We start from the raw sequence: 25,684 nt of genomic DNA on the forward strand, positions 1-25,684 counted from the left end.
CGACCTAGACCGCAACCCGTTAGGCCGCCGCCGCAATCTGGTCCAGCGCCTTTGACAAGTGGCCCACGGTGCGGTCCACGTTGTGCCACTTCTCCAGGCCAAACAGGCCGATGCGGAAGGTCTTGAAGTCCGGCCCTTCATCGCACTGCAGCGGCACACCCGCAGCAGTCTGCAGGCCCACTTCCATGAACTTCTTGCCGTTCTGGATGCCGGGGTCGGTGGTGTAGCTCACCACCACGCCGGGCGCCTTGAAGCCGTCGGCCGCCACGCTGGGGAAGCCGCGCGATTCGAGCAGCGCCCGCACCTTGGCGCCCAGTTCGATCTGCTCGTCACGCACCTTGGCAAAGCCGTAGGCGCGCGTCTCGGCCATCACCTCGGACAGGCGCACCAGCGCGTCGGTGGGCATGGTGGTGTGGTAGGCGTGCTGGCCCTTTTCGTAGCCCTCGGCGATCTGCATCCACTTCTTGAGGTCGCACGAGAAGCTGCTGCTCGTGGTGCCCTCAATGGCCTCGCGCGCACGCTCGCTCAGCATCACCATGGCGCAGCAGGGCGAGCCGCTCCATCCCTTTTGCGGCGCACTGATGAGCACGTCCACGCCCGTGGCCTGCATGTCCACCCACATCGCGCCCGAAGCGATGCAGTCAAGCACGAACAGCGCGCCCACCTCATGGGCAGCAGCCGTCAACGTGCGGATGTAGTCGTCCGACAGGATGATGCCGCTGGCCGTCTCCACATGCGGCGCGAACACCACCTTCGGTTTTTCGGCGCGGATGGTGGCCGCCACCTCGTCGGCCGGGCACGGCGCCCAGGGCGCCTGCGGGCCATCGCCCTGGCGGCGCGCCTTGCACACCACCGCACCGCCGCCCAGACCGGTGTCGGCATCAAAGATCTGGCTCCAGCGGTAGCTGAACCAGCCGTTGCGCACGATGAGCACCTTCTCGCGGTTGGCGAACTGGCGGGCCACGGCCTCCATGCCGAAGGTACCGCTGCCGGGCACCAGCACGGCCGTGTGGGCGTGGTAGACCTCTTTGAGCGTGCCCAGGATGTCCTGCACCACGCCGGTGAAGCGCTTGGACATGTGGTTGAGCGCGCGATCGGTGTAGACCACCGAAAATTCGAGCAAACCATCGGGGTCGATATCGGGCAAAAGGCCGGGCATAGGGGAGTCTCCGCGTGTGAAACTGGGGTAGGAAAAAGGGACGATCAGGTCAGCTTATCATGGCCCTGCGCCACCCCAAGGCCGCGCGCCATGCAGCAAAAACCCTTCCGATTCCTGCCCACCGCACTGCCCGGCATCGAAGCAATGCAGGCCGACTCCCGCCTCGTCTTCGGCAGGCACATGCACTTGCAGTTCGGCCTGGGCGTGATCGAGCGGGGTGCGCAGAAATCGGCCAGCGGCCGGGGGATTGTGGAATCGGGCCCAGGCGACACCATCACGGTCAACCCCGGCGAAGTCCACGATGGCATGCCGCTGGACGAGCGTGGACGCGCCTGGCGCATGCTCTACCTGGAACCTGCCCTGGTGGCGCCATTGGCGGCCGAGGTGCATCCGGGCCCGCTCGGCTCCGCTTTCGAATTCCATGCTCCGACGATGCGCGATGCGCGGCTGGCGGCCCAGGTACTGGCGCTGTTCGACGCGGCCACTCACCGCCCCAACCACTCGGCCGCAGCGCTGCATGTGGAGGAATGCTTGTTGCAGGTGCTGGGCGGCCTGCTGCGACCGAAGGGCCACCAACAATCCGCCGCGTCCATCACCAGGGCTCGCACCATGATGGACGACGATCCCACCGCACCCTGGAGCCTCGCGCAAATGGCCGACGCAGCAAGTATGAGCCGCTACCAGCTCGTGCGCCAATTTGCCCAGGCCACGGGCCTGACGCCACACGCCTACCTGCTGCAGCGCCGACTGCAGCTTGCGCGCCATCTGATGGGTGCGGGTACGCCCCTGGCCGATGTCGCCGCAGCCAGTGGCTTTGCCGACCAAAGCCACCTGACGCGCCTCTTCACGCGCAGCTTTGGCATCACACCCGGCGCCTACGTCCGCGCACGCGGCTGACAGCCCGGCCCCTGCAATTTCGTTCAAGACCGTTGTGCGGGGGTTGGCGGATGCTGCGGGCATCGCCACTTCACGCCGCCGCCGCGCGGCCTCTCGCCATGGGCATCGAATTTCTCATCACCTCGCTCATCGTGGTCGTCTCGCCGGGGCCAGGAACCCTGCTGACCGTGGCGGCCGGACTCTCGGGCGGCGCGCGGGCCGCCGCCGTGACGGCGCTGGGCTGCACGCTCGGCATCGTGCCGCACCTGCTGGCGGCGATCACCGGGCTGGCCGCGCTCCTCAACGCCAGCGCCACGGCATTCGAAGTCCTGCGCTTCGCGGGGGTCGCCTACCTGGTCTACATGGGCTGGGCCACGTGGCGCTCGCCCGCCACACTGGAGGTTCGCACTGACGCGCCCACACGCGCTGCCAGTGGGCGTATCGCGGAAGCCATGCTGATCAACCTGCTCAACCCCAAGCTGTCGCTGTTCTTCCTCACCTTTCTGCCGCAGTTCATCGCACCGGGCGAAGCGCAGCCCGCGTGGCGCATGCTCCAGCTCTCGCTGGTCTTCATGGCCATGACCTTTGTGGTGTTCTTGGGGTATGGCGTCTTTGCCGCCCGGTTTCGTGACCAGGTGCTGCAGCGCCCCGGCACGCTGGTGTGGCTGCGCCGCGGCTTTGCGGCCGCGTTTGTCGGGCTCGGCGCAAAGCTCGCCCTGATGCACCGATAGGCACCACCGTGTCAGGTGCCGTGCTGCTTCACCAGGTATCGATGCAACGTGGACCCAGCGGCGCCACCTGCGCCGATGCCAACCCCCGCGCCAGCCACGCCCGGGTGTCGGCCGGGTCGATCACCGCGTCGATCTCCAGCGTGGCGGCCATGTGCATCGCCTCGCCGTTGGCGTAGGACTTGGCCAGCAGCTTGGCAAACAGCGCGTCGCGCTCGGCGCCCTCGGGCAGCGCCTCCAGCTCCTTGCGAAAGCCCAGGCGCACGGCGCCTTCGAGCCCCATGGCGCCGAACTCGCCCGTGGGCCAGGCCACGGTGAACACGGGCGCATGGAAGCCCCCGGCCGTCATGCCCATGGCGCCCAGGCCGTAACCCTTGCGCAGCACCACGCTGAAGGTGGGCACGCGCAGGCTGGCGGCGGTGACGAACAGGCGGCTCACGTGGCGCACCTGGGCCGTGGCTTCGACCCCGGGGCCGACCATGAAGCCGGGCGTGTCCACCAGGCTCACAATAGGCAGGCCATGCGCGTTGCACAGCTGCATGAAGCGCGCGCCCTTGTCGGCCGCATCGGCGTCGATGGCGCCGCCCAGGTGCTGCGGGTTGTTGGCCAGCAGGCCCACGGGGCGGCCTTCGATGCGCGCCAGCGCGGTGTGGATGCCGGCGCCGAAGCCGGTGCGCAGCGGCAGCAGGCTGCCCTCGTCCACCAGGCCGGCCATCGCCGTGCGGGTGTCGTACACGCGCAGGCGGTTCTCGGGCACCACGGCGCGCAGCAGGCGCTGGTCGGGTGCAGACCACTGCGATGTGCGGCCCTGGAAGAACGACAGATAGTGGCGCGCGGCCTGCACCGCCCCGGCCTCGTCATCGACCAGCACGTCGATCACGCCGTTGGCATGCTGCACGCGGCTCGGGCCGATCTGCTCGGGCTTGAAGACGCCCAGCCCACCACCTTCGATCATGGCCGGGCCGCCCATGCCAATGTTGCTGGCGCGGGTGGCAATGATCACGTCGCTGCAGCCCAGCAGCGCCGCATTGCCCGCAAAGCAGCGCCCCGCAGCGATGCCGACAACAGGCACCTGGCCCGACAGCGCCGCGTAGCTCGCAAACGTGTGCACATGCAGCCCCGCCACCACGGGCATGTCGGTGTCGCCCGGGCGCCCGCCGCCGCCCTCGGCAAACAGCACCACCGGCAGCTTCTGCGCCAGGGCAATGCCCAGCATGCGGTCGGTCTTGGCGTGGTTGCGAGCGCCCTGGGTGCCTGCGAGCACGGTGGCGTCATACGACATGACCACGGCGCGGGACTTCTCGTCGCCAAACAGTGCGCCATTGATGCCGCCAATGCCCGTGACCATGCCGTCGGCGGGCGTGTTGGCAATCAGGTCCTCCTTGCTGCGGCGGCGCGCCTGCGCAGCAATGGCGAGGGCCCCATATTCGATGAAGCTGCCGTCGTCGCACAGGTCGGCAATGTTCTCGCGCGCGGAGCGGCCGCCTTGCGCGTGGCGCTTGGCCATGGCGTCGGGGCGCGCGGCGTCGAGCGTGAAGGCGTGGCGGTCGATCACGCGTTGCAGGTCGGCGCGGATGTGGTCGGGGTCGTGCGCAGCGCTGCCCTGCACTTCGACATCGGCCGCATCATCCACCGCGTCCAGCACCAGCAGCGGCTGCCCCTGCGCGACGTAGCCACCGGCCACGGCCAGCAGCGCGCCGACGCGGCCCGCGTGTGGGGCCAGCAGCACATGCTCCATCTTCATGGCTTCGAGCACGGCCAGCTCGGCGCCGGCAGCGACCACGTCGCCCTCGGCCACGCTCAGCTGCACCAGGCGGGCGGGCATGGGGGCCAGCACGGCACCTTCGGGTGCAGGCATTGAGAAATTTGAGTCTTTTTGGCCGCCAGAGCTTGATGGATAAGCGCTGAAAGCTATGTTATTGGAAGCACCCAGCAATTCAGGCAACACGGATTCCAGCCAGCGCGTGTGCACCTGCTGGCTCTCCATCTCGGGCCGTGCGGCAAGGGCCTGCAGCAGCGCGAGGTTGGTGGCCACGCCGTCGATGCGGCACTCGGCCAGCGCGCGCTGCGAGCGGCGCAGCGCATCCGCAAAACGCGGGCTGCGCGTGTGCACGATGAGCTTGGCCAGCAGCGTGTCGTAGTGCGGCGACGGCGTGGCGCCCGCTGCACCGTGCGTGTCCACGCGCACGCCGGGGCCTGCGGGCAGGTCAAAGCGGCTGAGCGTGCCGCTGCCGGGGGTGGCGTTGCCCTGTGCGTCCAGCGTTTCGGCATTGATGCGCCACTGCACGGCAAAGCCCAACACGGCGGGCGGTGCGGCGGGGTCGAGGCCGATGTCCTGCAGCGTGCGGCCTGCGGCCAGTGCGATCTGCGCCTGCACCAAGTCCACGCCGGTCACTTCTTCGGTGATGGTGTGCTCCACCTGCAGGCGTGGGTTGCATTCGATGAACACAAACGGCAGGTCGTTCGAGGCCAGGTCCACCAGAAACTCGAACGTGCCCAGGCCCTCGTAGGCCACGGCGCGCGCCATGTCCAGCGCAGCAGCGGTGATGCGCTCGCGCAGCGGCGCGGGCAACGAAGGACTGGGCGCGATCTCCACCACCTTCTGAAAGCGCCGCTGCAGCGTGCATTCGCGCTCGCCCAGCGCGATCACCTCGCGCCCGTCACCCAGCACCTGCACCTCGATGTGGCGCGCGTTGCCCATCAGGCGTTCCACGTACACGCCGTCCACACCAAAGGCGGCCTGCGCCTCGCTGCGGCAGCGCGCGTAGGCAGCAGGCAAGTCATCGACCAATGCCACCGCGCGCATGCCGCGCCCGCCGCCGCCACCGATGGCCTTGATGACGATGCCAGCATGGGCGTGCTGCGCGAAGAAGGCCTGCGCCTCCTGCAGCTTCACGGCCGTCTGCGTGCCGGGCATGAGCGGCACGCCCTGCTGCTGCGCCAGCGCACGGGCCTGCGCCTTGTCGCCGAACAGCGCGAGCTGCGCAGGCGTGGGGCCGATGAAGCGCAGCCCCGCCTCGGCGCACGCGCGGGCAAAGTCGGCGCGCTCGCTCAAGAAGCCGTAGCCCGGGTGCACGGCGTCGCAGCCCTGCGCCTTCGCAATGGCGATGAAGCGCGCACCGTCCAGGTACGCCGCCGGGCCGGTGGCGCCCAGCGCCACGGCCGCACTGGCTGCGTGGACATGGGGGCTGGTGGCGTCATCGTCGGCATACACGGCCACGCTGGCAATGCCCAGGTCGTGCAGGGCGCGCACAGTGCGCAGTGCGATCTCGCCACGGTTGGCAACCAGCACTTTGGTGAACAGAACAGAAGATGGCATAGGGCAGTCGCTATGTTTTGTATAGCTACCAGCGCATATTCATCAGGCGCCAGCAGCCAATTTCTCATTCAATCACGCAATATCCCGAAGCAGGCGGCGCAGCACTTTGCCAGCGCCGGTGGCGGGCAGTGCGTCGATGAAACGCACCTCGCGCGGGGCTTTGTAGGGCGCCATGTTCTCGCGGCACCAGGCCACCAGGCCGGCGGCGTCCACATCCTGGCCGGGCTTCTTGACGATGAAGGCGCGCACCACCTCGCCCTTTTCTGCATCGGGCACGCCAATCACGGCGGCCTGGGCCACGGCGGGGTGCTTGATGAGCAGGGTCTCGACCTCTTCGGGGAACACGCTGTAGCCCGACACCTTGATCATTTCCTTGAAACGGCCGATGAAGGTGACATAGCCGTCCGCATCGATCTTGCCCATGTCGCCGGTGTAGACCCAGCCGTCACGCAGGGTCTTGGCCGTGGCCTCGGGCTTGTTCCAGTAGCCCTTGAAGTTGCCGGGGCCGTGGATGGTGATCTCGCCCACCTCGCCAGCAGCCAGCGGCGCGCCGGTTTCGGGGTCGACGATGCGCAGGGTGTTGCCCGGCACGGGCTTGCCCTGGGTGCCCCAGCGGATCGCGTCCACCGGCATGGCGGTGTCCACCGTGTGGGTTTCGGACAGGCCATAGGCCGCCTCGTGGGAGATGCAGTTCGGCGCGAACTGCTGCCACTGCAGGGCCAGCGCCTCGGTAAAGGTGATGCCGAAGCTGGTGACTGGGTTGCGGCGCAGCGCGCTCCAGTCCATCTCGCGTGCGCCGGGCACCTGCATGAGCGCGCCGTTCATGGGCGCGATGCTGTACCACCAGGTCACGCGGTGGCGCTCCAGCGCCTGGGCCACGCCCAGTGGGTCAAAACGGTACAGCAGCACGGCGGTGGCGCCGGTGTAGACCGGCAGGTTCACGCCCATCACCATGCCGGCGATGTGGTACAGCGGCGCCACCGCCAGCAGCGTTTCGTGCGGTGTCATGCCGTTGCAGTCCGCCGATGCCGCGGTCTTGAACGTGGCGTTGCCGTAGCTCAGCATCGCGCCCTTCGGTAACCCGGTAGTGCCCGAGGTGTAGGTCATGAGCGAGACGTCATCCATCGACAGCGCCACGGGCGCAGGCCGCGCGCCGGTGCGGGTGGCGGCCAGGAAGTCTTCGCAGCCCGCAGGCACCGGCGCCATGGCGGCGCGCATGGCCAGGAGCTCGGCGGGTACGTCGATGCTGGGCTCGCTCTCGGGCAGCAGCTCGGCATAGCGCACCACAAACACCTGCTGCAGCGCGGTCTTGGCGCGCACCTTGTCCACCACGGGCAGCAGCACATCGGCCGCGACGATCACGCGCGCCTGCAGGTCGGTGAGCTGGTACTCCAGCTCATGCTCCTTGTTCAGCGGCCCGCAAGGGCAGACGATGGCGCCGATCTTCTGGATGCCGTAGTGCGCCATCACGTACTGCGGGCAGTTGTTCATGAACAGTGCCACGGGCTCGCCCTTGGCCACACCCAGCGCCTGCAGGCGCGCGGCAAATGCATCACTGGCCGCATCAAGCTGCGCCCACGTGAGGGGCTGGCCGTACCAGAGGTAGGCGATGCGGTCGGGCGTTTCGCGCGCGTGGCGGCGCAGGTGTTCGTGCAGCGGCAGCTGCGGTGCGGCAGAAGGCATGGCGTTGTCTCCGAGGTGTCTGGAATCGCTGGTTCTTGGCGGCTACTCAGGGTTTTCTCTGAGCGCCCTCACCCGCCAGCGTCTTGCCAATATATACCGCTCGGTAGAACAATGCTACCCATGGGTATAACTTCAACGTCGCGCAAAGGACACCGATGAACCAGCAGCCCCCCGTGCAGGCCAGCGGCCGCCAGAAGGCCGCCACGGCCGGGTCGGACGAGAAGCGCGAACGCATCTTGCGCGCGGCCGAGGCGCTGTTCGATGCGCAGGGCTACGCCAACACCACCATCGAGCAGATCGTGCAGCAGCTGGGCGTGACCAAGCCCTTTGTGTACTACTACTTTCGCAACAAGCAGGAGATCTTCGAGACGCTGTCGTGGGCGCCTGCCGTGGCGTGTTTCACTGCGATGGACTTTGCGGCGGACGATGACCGGCCTGCCCATGTGAAGGTGACGGTGGGCATCGAGCGGCTGATCCGCGCCACGCTGGAGCACCACCCGTCGGCGTTCTTCCCGTACCGCGAGCCGCAGGTGTACCGGCCCGAGTACCTGGCGGCGCAGAAGGATTTGGCGAACCACTTCTACGACCGGCTGTGTGCACTGCTCGAACAGGGCCGCCAGGACGGCATGTTCGAGTTCAACGACACCAAGATCACCGCCCTGGCCGCCTGCAGCCTGCCCGGCTTTCTCTACAACTGGTACCGCCCTGACGGCCGCCTGTCGCAAGACGAGGTGGCGCAGGAGCTGGCGCAGCTGGCCTGGCGTGTGCTGGGGCTGCGGCGAACCCGCAAGCGCAACTCAGCCTGACGCGCATCGCAGCACCCCTACACCAAGCACAACAACCACCGGAGACAAAACCCATGAAAACCGTGTTCCTCACCCCCCTGGCCGCTGCGGCGGCACTACTCATCGGCACGGCCGCCAGCGCACAGGAGACCTTCAAGGTTGCCTACATCGACCCGCTGTCGGGCCCGTTCGCCAACGTGGGTGAGCTGATGCTCACCCACACGCAGTACGCCATCGAGGACATCAACGCCAAGGGCGGCGTGCTCAAGGGCACCAAGCTGCAGCTGCTGCAGTTCGACAGCAAGCTCTCGGCGCAAGAGAGCCAAAGCGCGCTGCAGGCCGCCATTGACCAGGGAGCCAAGGCCATCGTGACGGGCGGCTCGGGCTCGTCCGTGGTCACGGCGCTGGTGCAGGCGGCAGCGCGCCACAACCAGCGCAACCCGGGCAAGGAGATCCTGGTGCTGAACCACTCCTCCATCGACCCCGAACTCACGGGCAAGGCGTGCAACTTCTGGCACTTCCAGTTCGAGGCCAACACGGCCATGAAGATGAAGGCCATCGCCAACTACATCAAGAAGCAGCCGGACATCAAGAAGGTGTACCTGCTGAACCAGGACTACGCGCACGGCAAGCAGTGGGCGCACTATGGCCGCGAGATGGTGGGCCTGGCGAGGCCCGACATCCAGTTTGTGGGCGAGGCGCTGCATCCCATCGGCCGCGTGAAGGACTTTGCGCCCTACCTCGCCAAGGTCAAGAGCACCGAGGCCGACTCGGTCATCACCGGCAACTGGGGGCAGGACATGACGCTGCTGCTCAAGGCGGCGGGTGACGCGGGCTACAACCTGCGCTACTTCAACCACAGCGCGGGCTCCATCCCCGGCACGGTGCTGGCGGTGTCGCAGGCCAAGCAAGGCCAGCTGACCTGGGTGGCCGAATGGCACCCCGGACAGGCCGACACCCCCAAGGTGGACGCGCTGGCCAAGACCTACAAGACCAAGACGGGCAAGGACTTCCTCGCGCCGCGCATCGAGATGACGCCGCGCTTCCTCGCCGCCGCCATCAACAAGGCCCAGTCCACCGACCCGGTGAACGTGGCTCGCGCGCTGGAAGACCTGACGATTGATTCGGTGGTGGGCCCCGTGCGCATGCGCGGCGAAGACCACCAGCTGCTGCTACCCCAGGTGGTCAACACCATCGCGCCGGTGGACGGCAAGGCCGTGAAGGTGGGCTGGGAAGGCACCAACTATGGCTTTCGCACCGATGCGGCCTACACCGGCAATGAAATAGCCCAAGGCACCGAGTGCAAGATGACGCGGCCTTGATGCCACGGCGCCGAAGGGCGCCGAAATCCCCACAGCGGCAACCGCCACAGGCCGCCGCTACCATGGCCGGTCATTGCATTCATTGACCCGACCCACAAGGACCGCGCCCATGCCCGACTTTCGCAGCGACACCGTCACCCAGCCCACGCCCGCTATGCGCGAGGCCATGTTCAAGGCCCCGCTGGGCGACGATGTGTTTGCCGACGACCCTTCAGTGAACGCACTGCAGGAACATGCCGCCGAGCTGCTGGGTTTCGAGGCTGCGCTGTTCGCCCCCTCGGGCACGCAGACCAACCTGATCGCACTGTGGGGCCACTGCCAGCGCGGCGACGAGGCCATCGTGGGCCAGAGCTGGCACACCTACCGCTGGGAGGCGGGTGGCATGGCGGTGCTGGGCTCCATCCAGCCCCAGCCCGTGGAAACGCAGCCTGACGGCACCCTGCGTCTGGCCGACATCGCCGCCGCGATCAAGCCCGATGACCCGCACTTTGCGCGCACCCGCCTCGTGGTGCTGGAGAACACCACCGGCGGCCAGGTGCTGCCGCCCGCCTACATCGCCGGGGTGGCACAGCTGGCGCGCAGCCGGGGGCTGGCCATGCACCTGGACGGCGCACGCATGTTCAACGCCGCCACGGCCAATGCCGCGCGCAACGGTACCGATGTGTACGCGGAAGCGCGCGCGCTGTGCAGCCACTTTGATTCCGCGTCGCTGTGCCTGAGCAAGGGCCTGGGTGCGCCTGTGGGCTCGCTGGTGCTGGGCTCGCGCGACTTCATCCGGCAGGCGCGCCGCACCCGCAAGATTTTGGGCGGTGGCATGCGACAGGCGGGTGTGCTGGCGGCTGCCGGCCACTATGCGCTGCAGCACCATGTGCGGCGCCTGGCGGAAGACCACGCCCGCCTGGACCGGCTGGCGCAAGGGCTGGCTGAAGCCAACCGCAGCCACCCTGTGCTGCAGGGCAAGCTCACCGTGCTGCCGTGGCAGACCAACATCCTCTTCACCGACCTGCACGCAGAGGTGGCCCCAGCCTTCACCGCCTGGCTGGCGCAGCACGGCGTGCGCGTGACCAGCAGCCTGTATGGCGGCGCCACCCGGCTGCGCTGGGTGACGCACCTGGATGTGAGCGAGGCGGACGTGACGGCAGCGCTGGATTGCGTGGCGCGCTTCACGCTGCCGGGCTGAGCCCGCTCAGGCGGCGGGGTAGGTCCGTCCACCAAACACGCCGGTGCCCACGCGCACCAGCGTGCTGCCCGCCTGGATGGCGGCCTCCAGATCGGCCGTCATGCCCAGGGACAGGGTGTCGAACTTCCCCAGGCCCGGTTCGCCCAAGGCAGATATTTGGTCAAAAAGCCTCTTGGCGCTGGTGTGGATTGCCAGTTGCGCTCCAAATTCAGGAGCATGGTCCGGAATGCTCATGAGCCCCCGCACCACCAGCCGTGGCAGTTTTGCGACAGCCCGCACCAACTCCAGCGTTTCAGCAGGAGCCACCCCTGACTTGGTGGGGCCTCCATCGATATTGACCTGGATACATATCTGCAGCGGCGGCAGGTGATCGGGCCGCTGGGCCGACAGGCGCTCGGCGATCTTGAGCCGGTCCACCGTATGCACCCAGTCAAAGTGCTCGGCCACCAGGCGGGTCTTGTTGCTCTGAATGGGGCCAATACAGTGCCACTGCAAAGCTGCACCGGGCAAGGCAGCGTGCACAGCTGCAATCTTGTCCACGCCTTCCTGGATGTAGTTTTCGCCGAAGTCGCGCTGGCCGGCGGCCACGGCCTCCAGCACCGCATCGGCGCCAAAGGTCTTGGAAACGGCCAGCAAGGAAACGCTGGCCGGATCGCGCCCGGCGGCTTTGCACGCCTGCGCCATCCTGCCCAGAACCTGTTGGAGGTTGTTAGCAATCGTGGTCATAATGTTTGGCAAGCGTACCAAACGATAGAGGGATTCCGTGGACATTACCCAACTGCTCGCGTTCAGCGTCAAGAACAAGGCCTCCGACCTGCACCTCTCCGCAGGCCTGCCGCCCATGATCCGGGTCCACGGCGATGTGCGGCGCATCAACGTCGATGCGCTGGACCACAAGACGGTGCATGCCATGGTGTACGACATCATGAGCGACGCCCAGCGCAAGACGTATGAAGAGTTTCTGGAAGTCGACTTCTCGTTTGAAATCGAAGGCCTGGCACGTTTTCGCGTCAACGCCTTCAACCAGAACCGGGGCGCCGCCGCCGTGTTCCGGACCATTCCAAGCAAGATCCTGACGCTGGAGCAGCTCAACGCACCCAAGATCTTCGGCGACCTGGCCCTCAAGCCGCGCGGCCTGGTGCTGGTGACCGGGCCTACGGGCTCGGGCAAATCCACCACGCTCGCGGCCATGGTGAACTACCTCAACGAAACCGAATACGGCCACATCCTCACGGTGGAAGACCCGATCGAGTTCGTGCACGAATCCAAGAAGTGCCTGATCAACCAGCGCGAAGTGGGGCCGATGACGCTGTCGTTCGCTGCCGCGCTGAAGTCCGCACTGCGCGAAGACCCGGACGCCATTCTGGTGGGTGAAATGCGCGACCTCGAAACCATCCGCCTGGCCATGACGGCGGCGGAAACGGGCCACTTGGTGTTTGGCACGCTGCACACCTCCAGCGCTGCCAAGACCATTGACCGGATCATCGACGTGTTCCCCGCCGAAGAAAAGGAAATGGTGCGTGCGATGTTGTCCGAGTCGCTGCAGGCAGTGATCTCGCAGACACTGTGCAAGACCAAGGATGGCTCGGGCCGCGTGGCCGCGCACGAGATCATGCTGGGCACCAGCGCCATCCGCAACCTGATCCGCGAGGCCAAGGTAGCGCAGATGTACTCCACCATCCAGACCAGCAACAGCGTGGGTATGCAGACGCTGGACCAGAACCTCACCGACCTCGTGCGCCGCAACATCATCAGCCCGGCCGAGGCCCGCAGCAAGGCCAAGATCCCCGAGAACTTCCCTGGCTGAGCCCCCCGCATCACACACCCATGAACGACTTTGCGGCCCCCGCAGGCGCCGCATACCGGAGCCCGATATGAAAGGCATTCTGAGCCTTCTGAAAATGAAAACCCGGGGCGGCAAGCCTGCGGAGGACCACACGGATTCCGTGCTGTTCTCCACGGCCTTTGCAGGCCAGGGCGTAGACGATTCGATGCTGGTGCCCTGGGAGGCACGTGCCGTGGAAGTAGGTGCCAAACGCCTGCCCACCAGCCGAGGCGGCAAGCTGCTGCAAGGGCTGTGGGCCAAGGACAAGTACATGGCGCACCTGGACAAGGACGCCGTGGAGCGCATGGAGCGCTTCTTCGAATTTGCGGCCATCCCGTCCAACCGCGATGTGATCCGCCAGGACGAGTACGGCAATTTCATGGTGGTGCTGCTCACGGGCACCATCGCCGTGGACCGTGTGCAGCCCTGGGGCGAGCAATTGCGCCTGGCCGAGACGCGGCCCGGTGACATCCTGGGCGAGATGTCGCTGCTCGACAGCGGCATCCGCTTTTCGGCCTGCACCACGCTCACCGACTGCGAGATCGCCGTGCTGAGCGCCGAAGCCATGGACGACATGATGACCAAGGACCCGCAGCTTGCAGCCAGCCTGATTGCACTGCTGGCCCGCAAGCTGTCGCTGCGCCTGCGTGTGGTGAGTGCGCGCCTGAGCGACAACCACAAGTAATGATGCGCCACGAAAAGATCAATGATCGTCCAGCCGACGAACAGCCCCGGGAGAACTTCTGATGGAACGCGATCAGGCCAGTAAATTCATCAATGACCTGCTCAAGTTGATGGTGGGCCGCAACGGCAGCGACTTGTTCATCACCGCAGACTTTCCACCCGCCATCAAGGTGGATGGCAAGGTGACCAAGGTGTCGCCCCAGCCCCTCTCCCCCAACCACACGCTCACGCTGGCGCGCGCCATCATGAGCGACAAGCAGGTGGCCGACTTTGAACGCACCAAGGAGTGCAACTTCGCGATCTCGCCCGCCGGCATCGGCCGCTTTCGCGTCAACGCCTTCATCCAGCAAGGACACGTGGGCATGGTGATGCGGACGATTCCGCTCACGCTGCCCACCATCGACGGCCTGGGCGTGCCGCAGGTGCTCAAGGAAGTGACGATGACCAAGCGCGGCCTGTGCATCCTGGTGGGTGCTACGGGCTCGGGCAAGTCGACCACGCTGGCCGCCATGGTGGACTGGCGCAACGAGAACTCGTTCGGCCACATCATCACGGTGGAAGACCCGGTGGAATTCGTGCACCCGCACAAGAACTGCGTGGTCACGCAGCGCGAAGTGGGGCTGGACACCGACAGCTGGGAAGCGGCCCTCAAGAACACGCTGCGCCAGGCGCCCGACGTGATCCTGATGGGCGAAATCCGCGACCGCGAGACCATGGAACACGCCGTGGCCTTTGCCGAAACCGGCCACCTGTGCCTGGCCACGCTGCACGCCAACAGCGCCAACCAGGCGCTGGACCGCATCATCAACTTCTTCCCTGAAGAGCGCCGCGCGCAGCTGCTGATGGATTTGTCGCTGAACCTGCGCGCCATGGTGTCGCAGCGCCTGATCCCCAAGCAGGACGGCAAGGGCCGTGCGGCTGCGGTAGAGATCATGCTGAACACGCCGCTGATCTCCGACCTGATCTTCAAGGGCGATGTCTCCGAGATCAAGGAGATCATGAAAAAGAGCCGCAACCTGGGCATGCAGACCTTTGACCAGGCGCTGTTCGACCTGTACGAGGCCAACGTGATCAGCTACGAAGACGCGCTGCGCAATGCCGACTCGCTCAATGACCTGCGCCTGCAGATCAAGCTCAACAGCCAGCGCGCCAAGTCGCCAGACCTGGCTTCGGGTACCGAGCATTTCGCGATTGTGTGACAACCCCCTGAGCGGCTGCGCCGCTTCCCCCTTCTCTTGCGCGGCGCGCGGGAAGGGGGACGACGCCAGTGGCCTGGCAAAGCCAGTTCCACGGCGTCCGCTGGCCCAGGCCGCGCCAGTTTCAAACGCCGTCAACATGGCGGCCTTTTCTCACAAGAACCATTTCCATGCCAAGCACCAACCCCCGCAACTACGACGCCACCCCTTCCCGCAAGGTCGCCTTTCTGGGCTTGGGTGTGATGGGCTACCCGATGGCCGGACACCTTGCACTGGCCGGGCATGAGGTGACGGTTTACAACCGGACCGCTACCAAATCAATAGCTTGGTGCGCAGAATATGCAAGCGCCAAGGCGCCAAAACATGCGGCAACGCCGCGCGAAGCCGCTGCGGGCGCGGACATCGTGTTCTGCTGCGTGGGCAACGACGATGACCTGCGCTCTGTGACGCTGGGTGCGGACGGCGCCTTTGCGGGCATGAAGCCGGGTGCGATTTTTGTGGACCACACCACGGCATCGGCCGAGGTGGCGCGCGAGCTGTACGCAGCCGCCCAGGCGTTGGGCCTGCAGTTTGTGGATGCCCCCGTATCGGGCGGCCAGGCTGGCGCGCAGAACGGCCTGCTCACCGTGATGTGCGGCGGCGATGCCGCAGCCTTCGAGGCAGCCCAACCCGTAGCCATGGCGTTCTCGCGTGCCTTCACGCTGCTGGGTGCCAGTGGCTCGGGCCAGCTGGCCAAGATGGTCAACCAGATCTGTATTGCCGGGCTGGTGCAGGCCCTGTCCGAGGCCGTGGCCTTTGGCCAGAACGCGGGGCTGGACATGAAACAGGTCCTCGACGTGATCGGCAAAGGCGCCGCCCAAAGCTGGCAGATGGACAACCGTGGCAAGACCATGGTGGACGGCAAGTTCGACTTTGGCTTTGCCGTGGACTGGATGCGCAAGGACCTGGGCCTGGTGCTCGATGAGGCCAAGCGCAACGGTTCACGCGTGCCGGTGACAGCCCTGGTGGACCAGTTTTATGCCGATGTGCAGAAAATGGGTGGCAACCGCTGGGATACATCGTCCCTCATCCAGCGGTTGAAATAAAGCACCCCGTGGGCGCTTTGCGCCCTTCCCCAGCGCCCGCAAGTGCAACGCTGCATTCGCAGCTTGGCGGCCCTGGCGCGGGGGTGCTGGCCTCGGCCACGCCAGTTTCACGCAGCCGCGCGGTGCGGAGTCCCCAAGAAAAAATCCCGGGTCGCGTGGTGCGAGCCGGGAATTTTTTTGATCTACCAGTTGCGCAGGCTGTCGAGCCGGCTGAAAACGATCTTCAGCCCCCAGAGGGCTTGGTGTCATCCGTGGTGACGGGTGCAGGCTGCGGAGCGATGCGGCGCAGTTCTTCTTCCGAGACAATCTCGAACACACGCACCACCTTGCTCACGCCGCTCACCCCGCGCGCAATCTCGGTGGCCCGGTTGGCTTCGCGCTGCGACACACGGCCCATCAGGTAGACAACGTTGCGCTCGGTCACCACCTTGAAGGAATTGGCCGAGATGTCCTGCGCGTCCACCAGGCTGGCGCGGACCTTGCCGGTGATGAAGGTGTCGTTGGAACGCTGGCTCAGGGTGCTGGAGAAGGTGGTGATGGTCAGGTCGTTCACCACCGAGCGCACGTTCTCCACCTGCGACACCAATTGCTCGACGGCCTGGCGCTCCTGCGTATTGGGGACTTCGCCCGTCAGCAGGGCCTGGCGGTTGTAGCTCGTCACGTTCACGTGCACCCGGTCGCCAAAAGTCTCGCGAATACGGTTGGCCGCGCGCAGTTCGATGCCTTCATCCTCGATCTGGGTGCCCGCCGTGCGGCGGTCCACGGCCATCACGCCACCCACCACGGCGCCCCCGACGATCAGCGGCGCGCAGGCCGACAGGCCTGCAGCAAGGGCGGCAGCGGCCAGCACGGTGCACACCGTGCGCTGGGTACGGTTCATGGTTGTTTGCTTCATAGCGGATTCTCCTGTTCACCAAGTAACTGGGCGTCCACACCATCGCTCAGGCAATGCAGCACCAGGGCATGGACTTCGCGCACGCGCGCTGCGCGGTCGTGGGGCACGCTGATCAACACGTCGGTTTCGCGCAGCATGGCGGCCAGCTTGCCGCCGGTGCGGCCGGTCAGCACCACCACGGTCATGTCGCGCTCGTGGGCGGCTTCGGCAGCGGCCAGCAGGTTGGCGTCGTTGCCAGACACTGACAGGGCCAGCAGCACGTCACCGGCCTGGCCCAACGCACGCACCTGGCGGGCAAACTGCTGGGCGGCGTCGTGACTGCCTCCTGTGGCGGCCGTCAGCAGCGTGCTGTCGGAGGTCAGGGCCAGCGCTGCCAGCTCGGGGCGTTCGCGCTCGAAACCCGCCACGCAAAACGCAGCGAACTGCTGCGCCTCGGCGGCCGAGGGGCCGTTGCCACAGGCCAGCACCTTGCCGCCGCTGGTCACACAGGCCAGGACGGCCTGCACGGCGGCGGCGATGGGATGGCTCAAAACCTGCGCGGCCTGGTACTTCAGGTCTGCGCTGTCGATGAAATGCTGTTGGATGCGTTGCTCAAGCATGAGGGCTCGATGATACCCGCCGCGTGTTACAGCTTTTGTAGCAAACCGTAGTCACTGGCATTGCTTTGGAGCCCGAATGGGGGACAGGGAACGGATGGGGTCACTGCGCATCAAAGGCCGCCTTGAGCCACTGCACAGAAGCCTCGACCAGCACCACATCAAAACGGCAGGGCGGCGGCGATGGCAGGCGCAGCAGGTAGTGCCGGGCCGCAAAAATGATGCGCTGCTGCTTGGTGGCACCGATGCTGGCCCCCGCGCCGCCAAACGCACTGCCCGCCCGGCTGCGCACTTCGACAAACACCAGCGTGCCGTCCCGCTCGCGCATCACCAGGTCAATCTCGCCACCGCCGCGCCCGGGCGTCCGATAATTGCGCACCACCAGTTGCAGGCCAGCCGCCTGCAGATGGGCCAAGGCCTGGTCCTCCGCCACATTGCCGCGTTCGCGCGTGGTGGCGGCAGGGGCAGCCGGGCCAAAGCCCCCCGCCGGTTTTCTCTTTCCAAGGAATTTCATTGAGCGCATCTTTCGCTTCAGCCCAGGGCGCCGCGCGCGAAGCGGCGGCTGCGCAGCATTATCCCGAGGGCGCCTTGTACGTGGTGGCCACGCCCATCGGCAACCTGGCCGACATCACCCTGCGCGCGCTGCACGTGCTGCAAATGGCCGACACCGTGGCCTGCGAAGACACGCGCCACACGCAGTCCATGCTGCGCGCCTACGGCATCGACAAGGGTGCCGCCCAACTGCTGGCCGTGCACCAGCACAACGAGGCCGAAGCCGCGCAGAACGTGGTGCAGCGGCTGCAGCTGGGCCAGCGCGTGGTCTACGTGAGTGACGCTGGCACGCCCGGCGTGAGTGACCCTGGCGCCCGGCTCGTGGCCGCCGTGCAGGCGGCGGGCCTGCGGGCCGTGCCCCTGCCCGGCGCCAGCAGCATCACCACAGCGCTGAGCGTGGCAGGCGCAGTGGCCCACAGCACTGAACATGGCGGTTTTGTGTTCGCAGGGTTTCTACCCGTGAAGAACGCCGAACGCGCCACGGTGATTGCGCAGCAGCTGGCCCTGGAGCCGCGCTGCGTGGTGCTGCTTGAAGCCCCCCACCGCATCAACGAGCTGGCCCAGGCCCTGGCGGTGCTGGGTGATCGTCCGGTAACGCTGGCACGGGAGCTGACCAAGCAGTTCGAGGAAGTGACCACGCGGCCCGCCCGGGAGCTGACAGCTTGGCTGGACGGCACACCCCAGCGCTCGCGCGGCGAGTTTGTGGTGCTGCTGCACCCGGTGGCGGTGGCCAGCGACGATGGCGCCAGCCTGCGGGTGTTGCGCCTGCTGGTGCAGGAGCTGCCGCTGAAAACCGCCGTGCGCCTGGCTGCCGAGATCACGGGTGCATCGCGCAATGTGCTGTACGACACGGCCCTGGCGTGGAAGCGCAGCGGCGCGAGCGGGGAAGACGAGGACGAAGCAGGCGACGCCGGGAGCTGATAGCACCTCGGATTTCAGGCCAAATTGGCACCTGGCGCTTGATGAAGAAGCGCTGATAGCTATATTTTTAATAGCACTTCATCCACCACAGCAAATCCACCACCGGCCCTGGTGCCGCAGCCCCCTCCGGATCTATCGCCCTGACACCGCCAACCCGGCCGCCACACCGCCAAACAAATTGCCTTCCACCTGGGGAGTGTCGGGAAACGCTGCTTTGAGCGCCTGGCGCAGCGGCCGCAGGGCCGACGAGCCCCCGGTGAGATAGATCGCATCCAGCCCCTGCACACCCAGGCCCGCCAGCTGCACACATTCCTGCGCGCAGGCCACCACCTGTTCGAGGGGTTGCAACAGGAACTGCGCCAGCCCCTCGGGCGTGACGGCGGCGCCCAGCCCTGCCTCGATCCAGTCCAGCGGCATGGGCGCGTCGGCATCGGCCAGCGACGCGGCGATCTTGGCCTGCTCCACCGTGTTGGCCATGCGGTGCCCCAGGCGCTCGTGCAGCACCCGCATGAGCCGCGCGTGCAGCCGCGCATCGGAATAGTCGGTGCGCAGGTTCTGCGCATCGCGCAGTGCACGCGGCGAGTACAGCCACTGGATCAGGTGCCAGGTGGACAGGTCAAAAAACACCCGGCTGGGCACCTCGCGCCCCGTGGGCCCGGTGTGCCGAAACCCGAGCAAGGGCATCAACAGGTCCAGGCTCAGCCGCCGGTCAAAGTCGGTTCCACCCACGTGGACGCCGGTGGTGGCCAGCACATCACTGCCGCGCTCGGCGCGCGCCATGCGCTCCGGCCCCAGCCGCACCACCGTGAAGTCCGAGGTACCGCCGCCAATGTCCACCACCAACACCAGCGACTCGTGCGCGATGCGCTGTTCGTAGTCCAGCGCTGCGGCAATCGGCTCCAGCTGGAACGACACCTCGGCAAACCCCGCATCCAGCGCAGCCTGGCGCAACGCATCTTCCGCCTGCTGATCGCGGTCGGCATCCCCATCCACAAAATGCACCGGCCGCCCCATCACCACCCGGGCAGGCATGCCGCCCAGCTCATCGCGCGCCCTTTGCACCAGCATGCGCAAGAAGAGGCTGATGATGTCCTGGTAGCTCACCATCTTGTTGTGCACCGCCGTCTTGTCCTGCAGCAGCGCACTACCGAGCAGGCTCTTGAGCGACCGCATCAGACGCCCCTCGGTGCCTGCCAGATACTGGCCCACGGCATCGCGACCAAAGTGCGTGCGGTGATCCTCTGCGTTGAAGAACAGTGCAGTGGGCAGTGTGTGCGCACTCCCTTCCAGCGCAATCATCCGCGCCAACCCCGCCCCCTGGCGCACGGCCATCGCGGAGTTGGAAGTGCCAAAGTCGATACCGAGGGTGGTGTCCTTCAGGAGGGGCATGGGTGAAGTGTCGAAGCGATGAGGAAGTGTTCAACGCACACCGGCCACAGCCTCGGTGAACGCAAACATCGGATGCGGTGCTGCGGCGAGAAGAATGCTCTGGGCAGCTTGGTGGCGCGACAGGAGACCCGTCCAAAGCCTCTCCGAAGCACGACCCAGCGCCGTGGACACCGCATGCAGAATGGAAAAAGCCCTTGATTAGCAAAAATCAAGGGCTTTTATTTGGTGGCCTGGGGCGGAATCGAACCACCGACACAAGGATTTTCAATCCTCTGCTCTACCGACTGAGCTACCGGGCCTGAGCCTCAAATTATAACCAGAAAAAAAGGCCGTTTTGGCGAAACCGCCAATAATTTCTTGCAATCCTACCCGCGTTTTCCCCGGCCGAGATCGACCCCCAGCTGGCGCAGCTTGCGATAAAGGTGCGTGCGCTCAAGGCCCGTCTTTTCGGCCACGCGCGTCATGGAACCGCCTTCGCGGGCCAAGTGGAATTCGAAATAGGCTTTTTCAAAACCATCGCGCGCTTCGCGCAGGGGGCGGTCCAGGTCAAACCCCTGGTGCGCGTGCGGGCCAGCCTCGACGCCAGCCATGATGGCCGACACAGCAGGCAGTTGCGAAAACGTGGGGTCGGCCGGGGTATGGACGGGCGCTGGGGCCGCAGCCACCGGGGCGGACTGGTGGGCAGCGTTGCGTGCCAGGCCCTGCTCCACCGCCTTGAGCAGCTTTTGCAGGGTGATGGGTTTTTCAAGAAACGAGAAGGCGCCGATCCGGGTGGCCTCTACGGCGGTGTCGATGGTGGCGTGGCCACTCATCATGATCACGGGCATCGTCAGCACGCCCGCTGTGGCCCATTCCTTGAGCAACGAAACCCCGTCGGTGTCCGGCATCCAGATGTCGAGCAGCACGAGGTCGTAGGTGTTGCCTGCCCGGGCCGTGCGCGCCTGGGTGGCGTTTTCTGCGAGGTCTACGCTGTGACCTTCGTCGTTCAGGATTTCCGACAGCAGATCACGAATGCCGAGCTCATCGTCGACCACCAGAATGTTTGCCATGTGTGTTGAAGCGCCTTGGGGTACTGCGGGGCGGTGTTGTTATGACGCCACCGCTGGTTCAGGGGCGAATGATAACGACACTTGGGCCCCCCGCACTACGCCATCTTCGGTCCGATTCGACAAGTCAATGCGCGCACCGTGCTCATCGGCAATCTTTTTGACCACGGCCAGACCCAGGCCGGTGCCCCGGGGCTTGGTGGTGACGTAGGGCTCGAAGGCACGCTGCAAGATGTGCGCAGGAAAGCCCCCACCACTGTCGGATACCGTGAGCCGCACGCGGCGCGAGGACTCACTCCAGCGCGTGCTGATGCGTACCGGGGGCACGGGCTCCGAGGTTCCAGCGCGCGCCTGCTCGGTGGCGTCTTGCGCGTTTTGCAGCAGGTTGTGCACAACCTGCCGCAGCTGCTGCGCATCGCCTGCGATAGAGGGGCAGCGCGGGTCCAGCTCGGCTTCTACGCGCACGGCGGCGTTCTCTTCGCCGTAGAGATGGAGCACGTCGGCCACCAGGGCATTGAGGTCCAGTGCATGGAGTTCTGCAGCAGGCAAGCGTGCGTAATCGCGGAATTCGTTGACCAGCCGCTTCATCGCATCGACCTGGTCCACGATGGTCTTGACGGACTTGGCGAGGATGGCCTGTTCAGGGTCGGGCAGCTTGCCAGAGAGCTTCATTTCCAGCCGCTCCGCAGACAGCTGGATGGGCGTGAGCGGGTTCTTGATTTCGTGCGCCAGGCGCCGCGCCACCTCACCCCAAGCCTGCGCGCGCTGGGCGGAAACAATTTCCGAAATGTCGTCAAAAACCAACAGTCTGGCCGAATCGGGCAGTTCCGCCCCCCGCGCGACGAGGCTGGTAGCGTGTTGCCCGACGCCGCCAGAAGACGCATGCAGCTCAAAAGGCTGCTGCCAGTGGTCCAGTCCATGGCGTTCGTGGTCGCCCAGGAAAGCGTCGAAGTGCCCTTGCACCGACGCCGCAAACTCGGCGAGCCCAGGCACTTCCGACAAGGGTCGCCCCTCATAGGCCGCCATCGGTGCCCGCAGGATGCGGGTGGCCCCCGGATTGGACGATCGGATCAAACCTTGGGCATCCAGCACGATCACCCCCGCCGTGAGGTTGTCCAGGATGGTCTGTAGGTTGGCGCGTGCGGCATCGACCTCGCCCATGCTCTGCTCCACGGCATGGCGGGCGTCGGACAACTGCTGGGTCATCAGTGCAAAAGAGCGTGTGAGTCCACCCAGCTCATCCTTGCCCTGCAATGCAGCCTTGGGGCTGAGATTGCCAGCCGCCACCTCGCGCACCCCCTCGGCCAGCACCAGCAGCGGGCGGGCCAGCTGGTTGCCCAGCAACACCGCCAGCAAAACGGCGCCAAAGACAGCCAGGAACAGGCTCAGCGTAAGCGTGCCCACATACATGCGCCGCAGCCCCCCACGGGCCAAGGCTCGCTCCTGGTATTCGCGGTTGGCCTCCTGCACGGCAATGGCGTTGGCCACCAGCGCAGGCGGCAGGGGCAACGTGGCCTGCAGGTATCGGGGCTCCACGAGCAAGCCGACGCTGGGGCTGCTGACCAGCGCCAGCACTTTCACGCGCGCACTCTGTGCCGCGGCAGGGTCCGAAATATCGTCCAGGCCCTCGATCTGCGCGGTGGCGCGCTGCTGCCGCACGGTGCGCAGCAACGCCACGCCGGGCCGGTCGGGGTTCAGGCTAAAGCGCGATTGGCCTGCACTGGCTACCGCCTGGCCCGCAGCATTCCAGAGCACGACATCGGTGGCTCCCAGCTGGTCGCGGATGCGCTCCAGCACCAGGCCAGCCGCGGCATCAGGCACCTGCGCCACTTGGGCACTGGCATTGCGCGCTTTTGAGGCCATGTCGGCGGCCAGCGAATCCAGCGACACACGGGCCAGGTTCACTCCCGCTGAAAGAGCGCCCTCCACTTTCACATCGAACCAGCTCTCAATGGACCGCGTGACAAACTGGTAGGACACCACATAGATCAGCAGCCCCGGCATCAGCCCCACCAGCGCAAAGATGGCCGCAAGCTTGACCAGCAGTCGACTGCCAAAGCGCCCTTTGCGCAAGCGCATGCCCAGGCGCACCGCCACCCACACAAGCACGGCCAGCAGCAGCACGGCCACCAAAACGTTCACGCCAAAAAGCCAGGCGTAGTTGCGCTCGTACAGCGCGCGGTTGTTGGTGGCCAGGGTGAGCAGGAACAACAGCACCATGCCGATAGCCGACATGATGGCGGCCCCAACCCCCACAGCCCAGCGCACGGCGCGCGACTGGCGTGCGGCGGCATGGGCCGACGCGGAAGCTCCCGTCTGAGAGGGCTCTGGAGGGCTCACTTGGCGACGGTCTCTGCAGCCAGGCGTTGGCTGCGGGATACCAGGAGATTCCAGCCGGAGCGCCCCACGGCACCGATCTGGAAGGGTCGGGGCAACTGCGACATATCAAGCCGGAACCGGAAATTGACCGTATGGACGGCATCTGACTCAATGACATCGCGTTCTGCGATCTTCCATCGCGAAATGCGCTGAATGGCCGACAACGCATCGGCATAACTGTCAAAATTCTGCCCCAAAACCACACCCAGGCCACTGTTGGTGAAAGGTACCGGGGAGATGTTCAGACGCCAACGTCGCGTCAACGGCTGGTAGCTTAGCCGCAGATAGCGGGTGGTTTCAGCCACTTGGCGGTCAGACCAGTACCAGCGGTCTCGCAAAACCTGGGCCTCGGCCACGAAGAACATGGGAATGCCCTTGTACAGCGCATCCTCGGCAAGCTCCGGCAGCACAAATTGCAGTGTGGTGCTGAGGTAGAGGCCATCCTCGGCACGGTCCAGCCGAAGTTCGCCCACCTCGGGGTCCACCGGCTGGCCTGCGATGGCCGACTGCACCATTGCGGCCCATGCCACCAAGAGAAAGAGCGCACAGATCGCCACCCAACGAGCCCCACGGAACTCATTGCGGCGATTTTTGCAACAGTGCGTAAAAAAATCCGTCGTGGTCACCCGACTGATTGTCCGGGACAGCTCCGGGCTTGTCCCCGTTGGCGGGAATTAAATGACCCGGCGACGGCAGCAATTGCGCATCGGTGTTGTGTGCAAGAAACGTTTGCACCTGGTCGTCGCCTTCGGCACGGAACACGGAACACGTGCAATACAGCAGCCGTCCGCCAGGGCGCAACAGCGGCCACAGGGTCTTGAGCAACCGGGCCTGCAGGCCTGCAAGCTGCGCAATATCGCTCTCGCGGCGCAGCCAGCGCACATCCGGATGGCGGCGCACGATGCCCGAGGCCGTGCAGGGCGCATCCAGCAAGATGGCATCGAACTGCGCACCATCGCAATGCTGCTGCCACCAGTCTTGCGGACGCGCCGCATCGGCCACCACCACCTGGGCGCGCAGCCCCAGGCGCTGCAAGGTCTCACCAATGCGCGCGCTGCGGGTGGCATCGATCTCCAGCGCAGTGACCTGTATCGGCGCACCAGCGCCCGCCCACTCCAGAAGGTGGGCGGTTTTACCCCCGGGCGCCGCACAGGCGTCAAGCACCCGCACAGGCCGGGTGAGGTCCAGACCTTCAAGCAACAGGGGCGCAGCCATCTGGGCTGCGGCATCCTGCACCGAGACCCAACCCTCTTCAAACCCCGGCAGCGATTGCACGGGCACGGGGTGCTGCAATACCAGCCCTACACTCCCAGACGGAATTGCTTCCAAATTAATAGCTTCCAGCGCTTTCTGGTAAAGCGCTAGAGTGCTTTTTTGTGCATTGACCCGCAGCGTCATCGGTGCGTGGGCATTGTTGGCCTGCAGAATCTGCTCCCAGTGCTGGGGATGGTCCTTGCGCAGGCGCTCGACCCACCACACCGGATGGTTCCAACGGGCCAGCGGATCGTCATCGGTGCGCGCAACCAGCACTTCGCGTTCGCGCAGAAAGCGGCGCAAGCAACCGTTGAGGAATGACGCCTGCGCACGCGTGGACGCGCTGCGTTTGGCCGCTTCCACCACCTGGTTCACCAAGGTGAACGGCTCGTACGGCGACTCTTCAGGGTTCCAGCACAGCGCCAGCGCCGTACACAACAGCGCATCCGCAGCCGGTGGAGGCGTGCGTGCAACCATCTGGCGGCGCAACGCCTCGGCCCGTCCGGCCTGGCGCAGCACCTGGAACAGGAGAGACTGCACCCCAGGGCGCAGAGCTGTGTCTACCGCCGCCAGTGCTGTGGTGCCCGACTGCCCGGCGCGAATGGCCTGCAAGGCACTGGCCACAGCCTCCAACTGTTGCCATAGCGCCACGGGCTGACCGCCCGCCCCCGGGCGACTGGCGCCGCCCGGGCCGGAAAGCGTCCGGTCACGGGCTGGCGCATTGTTGGCTCGGTCGGCTCGCTTGTTAGGCCCGGGGCGGGACGCAGGGCGTGGGGGTTGTTGTCGTGGTGCGGGTGGGTTCATCGTGGT

Annotated in this window: 22 protein-coding genes and 1 tRNA gene; 10 read left to right on the plus strand and 13 right to left on the minus strand. The window is 66.1% G+C overall.

All coding sequences use genetic code 11. The features are described 5' to 3' along the window. Positions 1 to 19: 19 nt before the first annotated feature. The gene (locus LPA35_RS15515) at positions 20 to 1,159 is read right to left on the minus strand and encodes an aminotransferase class V-fold PLP-dependent enzyme (protein WP_228897593.1); all 1,140 of its coding nucleotides are present in this window, start codon (positions 1,157 to 1,159) and stop codon (positions 20 to 22) included. A gap of 90 nt (positions 1,160 to 1,249) precedes the next feature. Here LPA35_RS15515 and LPA35_RS15520 point away from each other — a divergent pair, with 90 nt between their 5' ends. Further along, on the plus strand, positions 1,250 to 2,056 hold the full coding sequence (locus LPA35_RS15520; protein WP_228897594.1) for an AraC family transcriptional regulator: 807 nt from the start codon (positions 1,250 to 1,252) through the stop codon (positions 2,054 to 2,056). Between the two features lie 98 nt (positions 2,057 to 2,154). Next, the gene (locus tag LPA35_RS15525) at positions 2,155 to 2,766 is read left to right on the plus strand and encodes a LysE family translocator (RefSeq protein WP_228897595.1); all 612 of its coding nucleotides are present in this window, start codon (positions 2,155 to 2,157) and stop codon (positions 2,764 to 2,766) included. Between the two features lie 28 nt (positions 2,767 to 2,794). On the opposite strand, the gene LPA35_RS15530 is transcribed toward LPA35_RS15525, so the two are convergent. After that, positions 2,795 to 6,067: a carboxyl transferase domain-containing protein gene (locus LPA35_RS15530; protein WP_228897702.1), complete on the minus strand. Its 3,273-nt coding sequence runs from the start codon at positions 6,065 to 6,067 to the stop codon at positions 2,795 to 2,797. 87 nt (positions 6,068 to 6,154) lie between these two features. Further along, on the minus strand, positions 6,155 to 7,765 hold the full coding sequence (locus LPA35_RS15535; protein ID WP_228897596.1) for an AMP-binding protein: 1,611 nt from the start codon (positions 7,763 to 7,765) through the stop codon (positions 6,155 to 6,157). Positions 7,766 to 7,920: 155 nt separating this feature from the next. Here LPA35_RS15535 and LPA35_RS15540 point away from each other — a divergent pair, with 155 nt between their 5' ends. The 3 genes from LPA35_RS15540 to ltaE all read left to right on the plus strand — a co-directional run bounded on the left by LPA35_RS15540 (position 7,921) and on the right by ltaE (position 11,052). Further along, positions 7,921 to 8,571, plus strand: coding sequence for a TetR/AcrR family transcriptional regulator (locus LPA35_RS15540; RefSeq protein ID WP_228897597.1), 651 nt, complete (start codon positions 7,921 to 7,923; stop codon positions 8,569 to 8,571). A gap of 53 nt (positions 8,572 to 8,624) precedes the next feature. Continuing rightward, positions 8,625 to 9,872: a branched-chain amino acid ABC transporter substrate-binding protein gene (locus LPA35_RS15545; protein WP_228897598.1), complete on the plus strand. Its 1,248-nt coding sequence runs from the start codon at positions 8,625 to 8,627 to the stop codon at positions 9,870 to 9,872. Between the two features lie 109 nt (positions 9,873 to 9,981). After that, on the plus strand, positions 9,982 to 11,052 hold the full coding sequence (gene ltaE, locus LPA35_RS15550) for a low-specificity L-threonine aldolase (protein ID WP_228897599.1): 1,071 nt from the start codon (positions 9,982 to 9,984) through the stop codon (positions 11,050 to 11,052). A gap of 6 nt (positions 11,053 to 11,058) precedes the next feature. Here ltaE and LPA35_RS15555 read toward each other — a convergent pair whose 3' ends face one another. Continuing rightward, the gene (locus tag LPA35_RS15555) at positions 11,059 to 11,778 is read right to left on the minus strand and encodes a YggS family pyridoxal phosphate-dependent enzyme (protein ID WP_228897600.1); all 720 of its coding nucleotides are present in this window, start codon (positions 11,776 to 11,778) and stop codon (positions 11,059 to 11,061) included. 37 nt (positions 11,779 to 11,815) lie between these two features. On the opposite strand from LPA35_RS15555, the gene LPA35_RS15560 reads away from it, so the two are divergent. From LPA35_RS15560 to LPA35_RS15575, 4 genes are all read left to right on the plus strand, one after another. Further along, positions 11,816 to 12,859 (plus strand): type IV pilus twitching motility protein PilT, encoded by a 1,044-nt coding sequence (locus LPA35_RS15560; RefSeq protein ID WP_055398404.1) that lies wholly within the window; start codon positions 11,816 to 11,818, stop codon positions 12,857 to 12,859. Between the two features lie 67 nt (positions 12,860 to 12,926). Next, on the plus strand, positions 12,927 to 13,562 hold the full coding sequence (locus LPA35_RS15565; protein WP_055398403.1) for a Crp/Fnr family transcriptional regulator: 636 nt from the start codon (positions 12,927 to 12,929) through the stop codon (positions 13,560 to 13,562). A 61-nt stretch (positions 13,563 to 13,623) separates the two neighbouring features. Continuing rightward, positions 13,624 to 14,760 carry a PilT/PilU family type 4a pilus ATPase gene (locus LPA35_RS15570; protein ID WP_218299054.1) on the plus strand — a complete coding sequence of 379 codons (1,137 nt, stop codon included), beginning with the start codon at positions 13,624 to 13,626 and terminating at the stop codon, positions 14,758 to 14,760. Between the two features lie 167 nt (positions 14,761 to 14,927). Then, a complete protein-coding gene (locus tag LPA35_RS15575) occupies positions 14,928 to 15,842 on the plus strand; it encodes an NAD(P)-dependent oxidoreductase (protein ID WP_055398401.1) in 915 nt (304 codons plus the stop codon). A gap of 223 nt (positions 15,843 to 16,065) precedes the next feature. Here the strand turns inward: LPA35_RS15575 and LPA35_RS15580 are convergent, their stop codons facing one another. The 3 genes from LPA35_RS15580 to LPA35_RS15590 form a co-directional block, all read right to left on the minus strand. Further along, complete coding sequence (locus tag LPA35_RS15580; protein ID WP_228897601.1) at positions 16,066 to 16,737, minus strand: BON domain-containing protein; 672 nt, start codon at positions 16,735 to 16,737, stop codon at positions 16,066 to 16,068. Further along, positions 16,734 to 17,336 (minus strand): SIS domain-containing protein, encoded by a 603-nt coding sequence (locus LPA35_RS15585; protein ID WP_121422035.1) that lies wholly within the window; start codon positions 17,334 to 17,336, stop codon positions 16,734 to 16,736. The genes LPA35_RS15580 and LPA35_RS15585 overlap by 4 nt, the downstream gene beginning before the upstream one ends. Before the next feature lie 100 nt (positions 17,337 to 17,436). After that, a complete protein-coding gene (locus LPA35_RS15590) occupies positions 17,437 to 17,847 on the minus strand; it encodes a YraN family protein (protein ID WP_228897602.1) in 411 nt (136 codons plus the stop codon). On the opposite strand from LPA35_RS15590, the gene rsmI reads away from it, so the two are divergent. After that, a complete protein-coding gene (gene rsmI / locus LPA35_RS15595; RefSeq protein WP_228897603.1) occupies positions 17,847 to 18,806 on the plus strand; it encodes a 16S rRNA (cytidine(1402)-2'-O)-methyltransferase in 960 nt (319 codons plus the stop codon). The two genes, LPA35_RS15590 and rsmI, sit on opposite strands and share 1 nt — an antisense overlap. A 132-nt stretch (positions 18,807 to 18,938) precedes the next feature. On the opposite strand, the gene LPA35_RS15600 is transcribed toward rsmI, so the two are convergent. The 6 genes from LPA35_RS15600 to rsmB all read right to left on the minus strand — a co-directional run bounded on the left by LPA35_RS15600 (position 18,939) and on the right by rsmB (position 25,525). After that, complete coding sequence (locus LPA35_RS15600) at positions 18,939 to 20,195, minus strand: Hsp70 family protein (RefSeq protein ID WP_228897604.1); 1,257 nt, start codon at positions 20,193 to 20,195, stop codon at positions 18,939 to 18,941. Between the two features lie 223 nt (positions 20,196 to 20,418). Then, positions 20,419 to 20,494: transfer RNA gene (locus LPA35_RS15605), tRNA-Phe, on the minus strand. Between the two features lie 66 nt (positions 20,495 to 20,560). Then, complete coding sequence (locus LPA35_RS15610) at positions 20,561 to 21,244, minus strand: response regulator (RefSeq protein WP_121422031.1); 684 nt, start codon at positions 21,242 to 21,244, stop codon at positions 20,561 to 20,563. Positions 21,245 to 21,283: 39 nt separating this feature from the next. Beyond that, entirely contained in the window at positions 21,284 to 23,581 is a 2,298-nt protein-coding gene (locus LPA35_RS15615; RefSeq protein ID WP_228897605.1) for an ATP-binding protein, read from the minus strand. Beyond that, a complete protein-coding gene (locus LPA35_RS15620; protein WP_228897703.1) occupies positions 23,578 to 24,135 on the minus strand; it encodes a DUF4390 domain-containing protein in 558 nt (185 codons plus the stop codon). Before LPA35_RS15620 ends, LPA35_RS15615 begins: the two co-directional genes overlap by 4 nt. A 61-nt stretch (positions 24,136 to 24,196) precedes the next feature. Then, entirely contained in the window at positions 24,197 to 25,525 is a 1,329-nt protein-coding gene (rsmB, locus tag LPA35_RS15625; protein ID WP_228897606.1) for a 16S rRNA (cytosine(967)-C(5))-methyltransferase RsmB, read from the minus strand. Between the last annotated feature and the right edge of the window lie 159 nt (positions 25,526 to 25,684).

Source organism: Acidovorax sp. Leaf73 (assembly GCF_916855635.1).
Taxonomy (GTDB): Bacteria; Pseudomonadota; Gammaproteobacteria; order Burkholderiales; family Burkholderiaceae_C; genus Acidovorax; species Acidovorax facilis.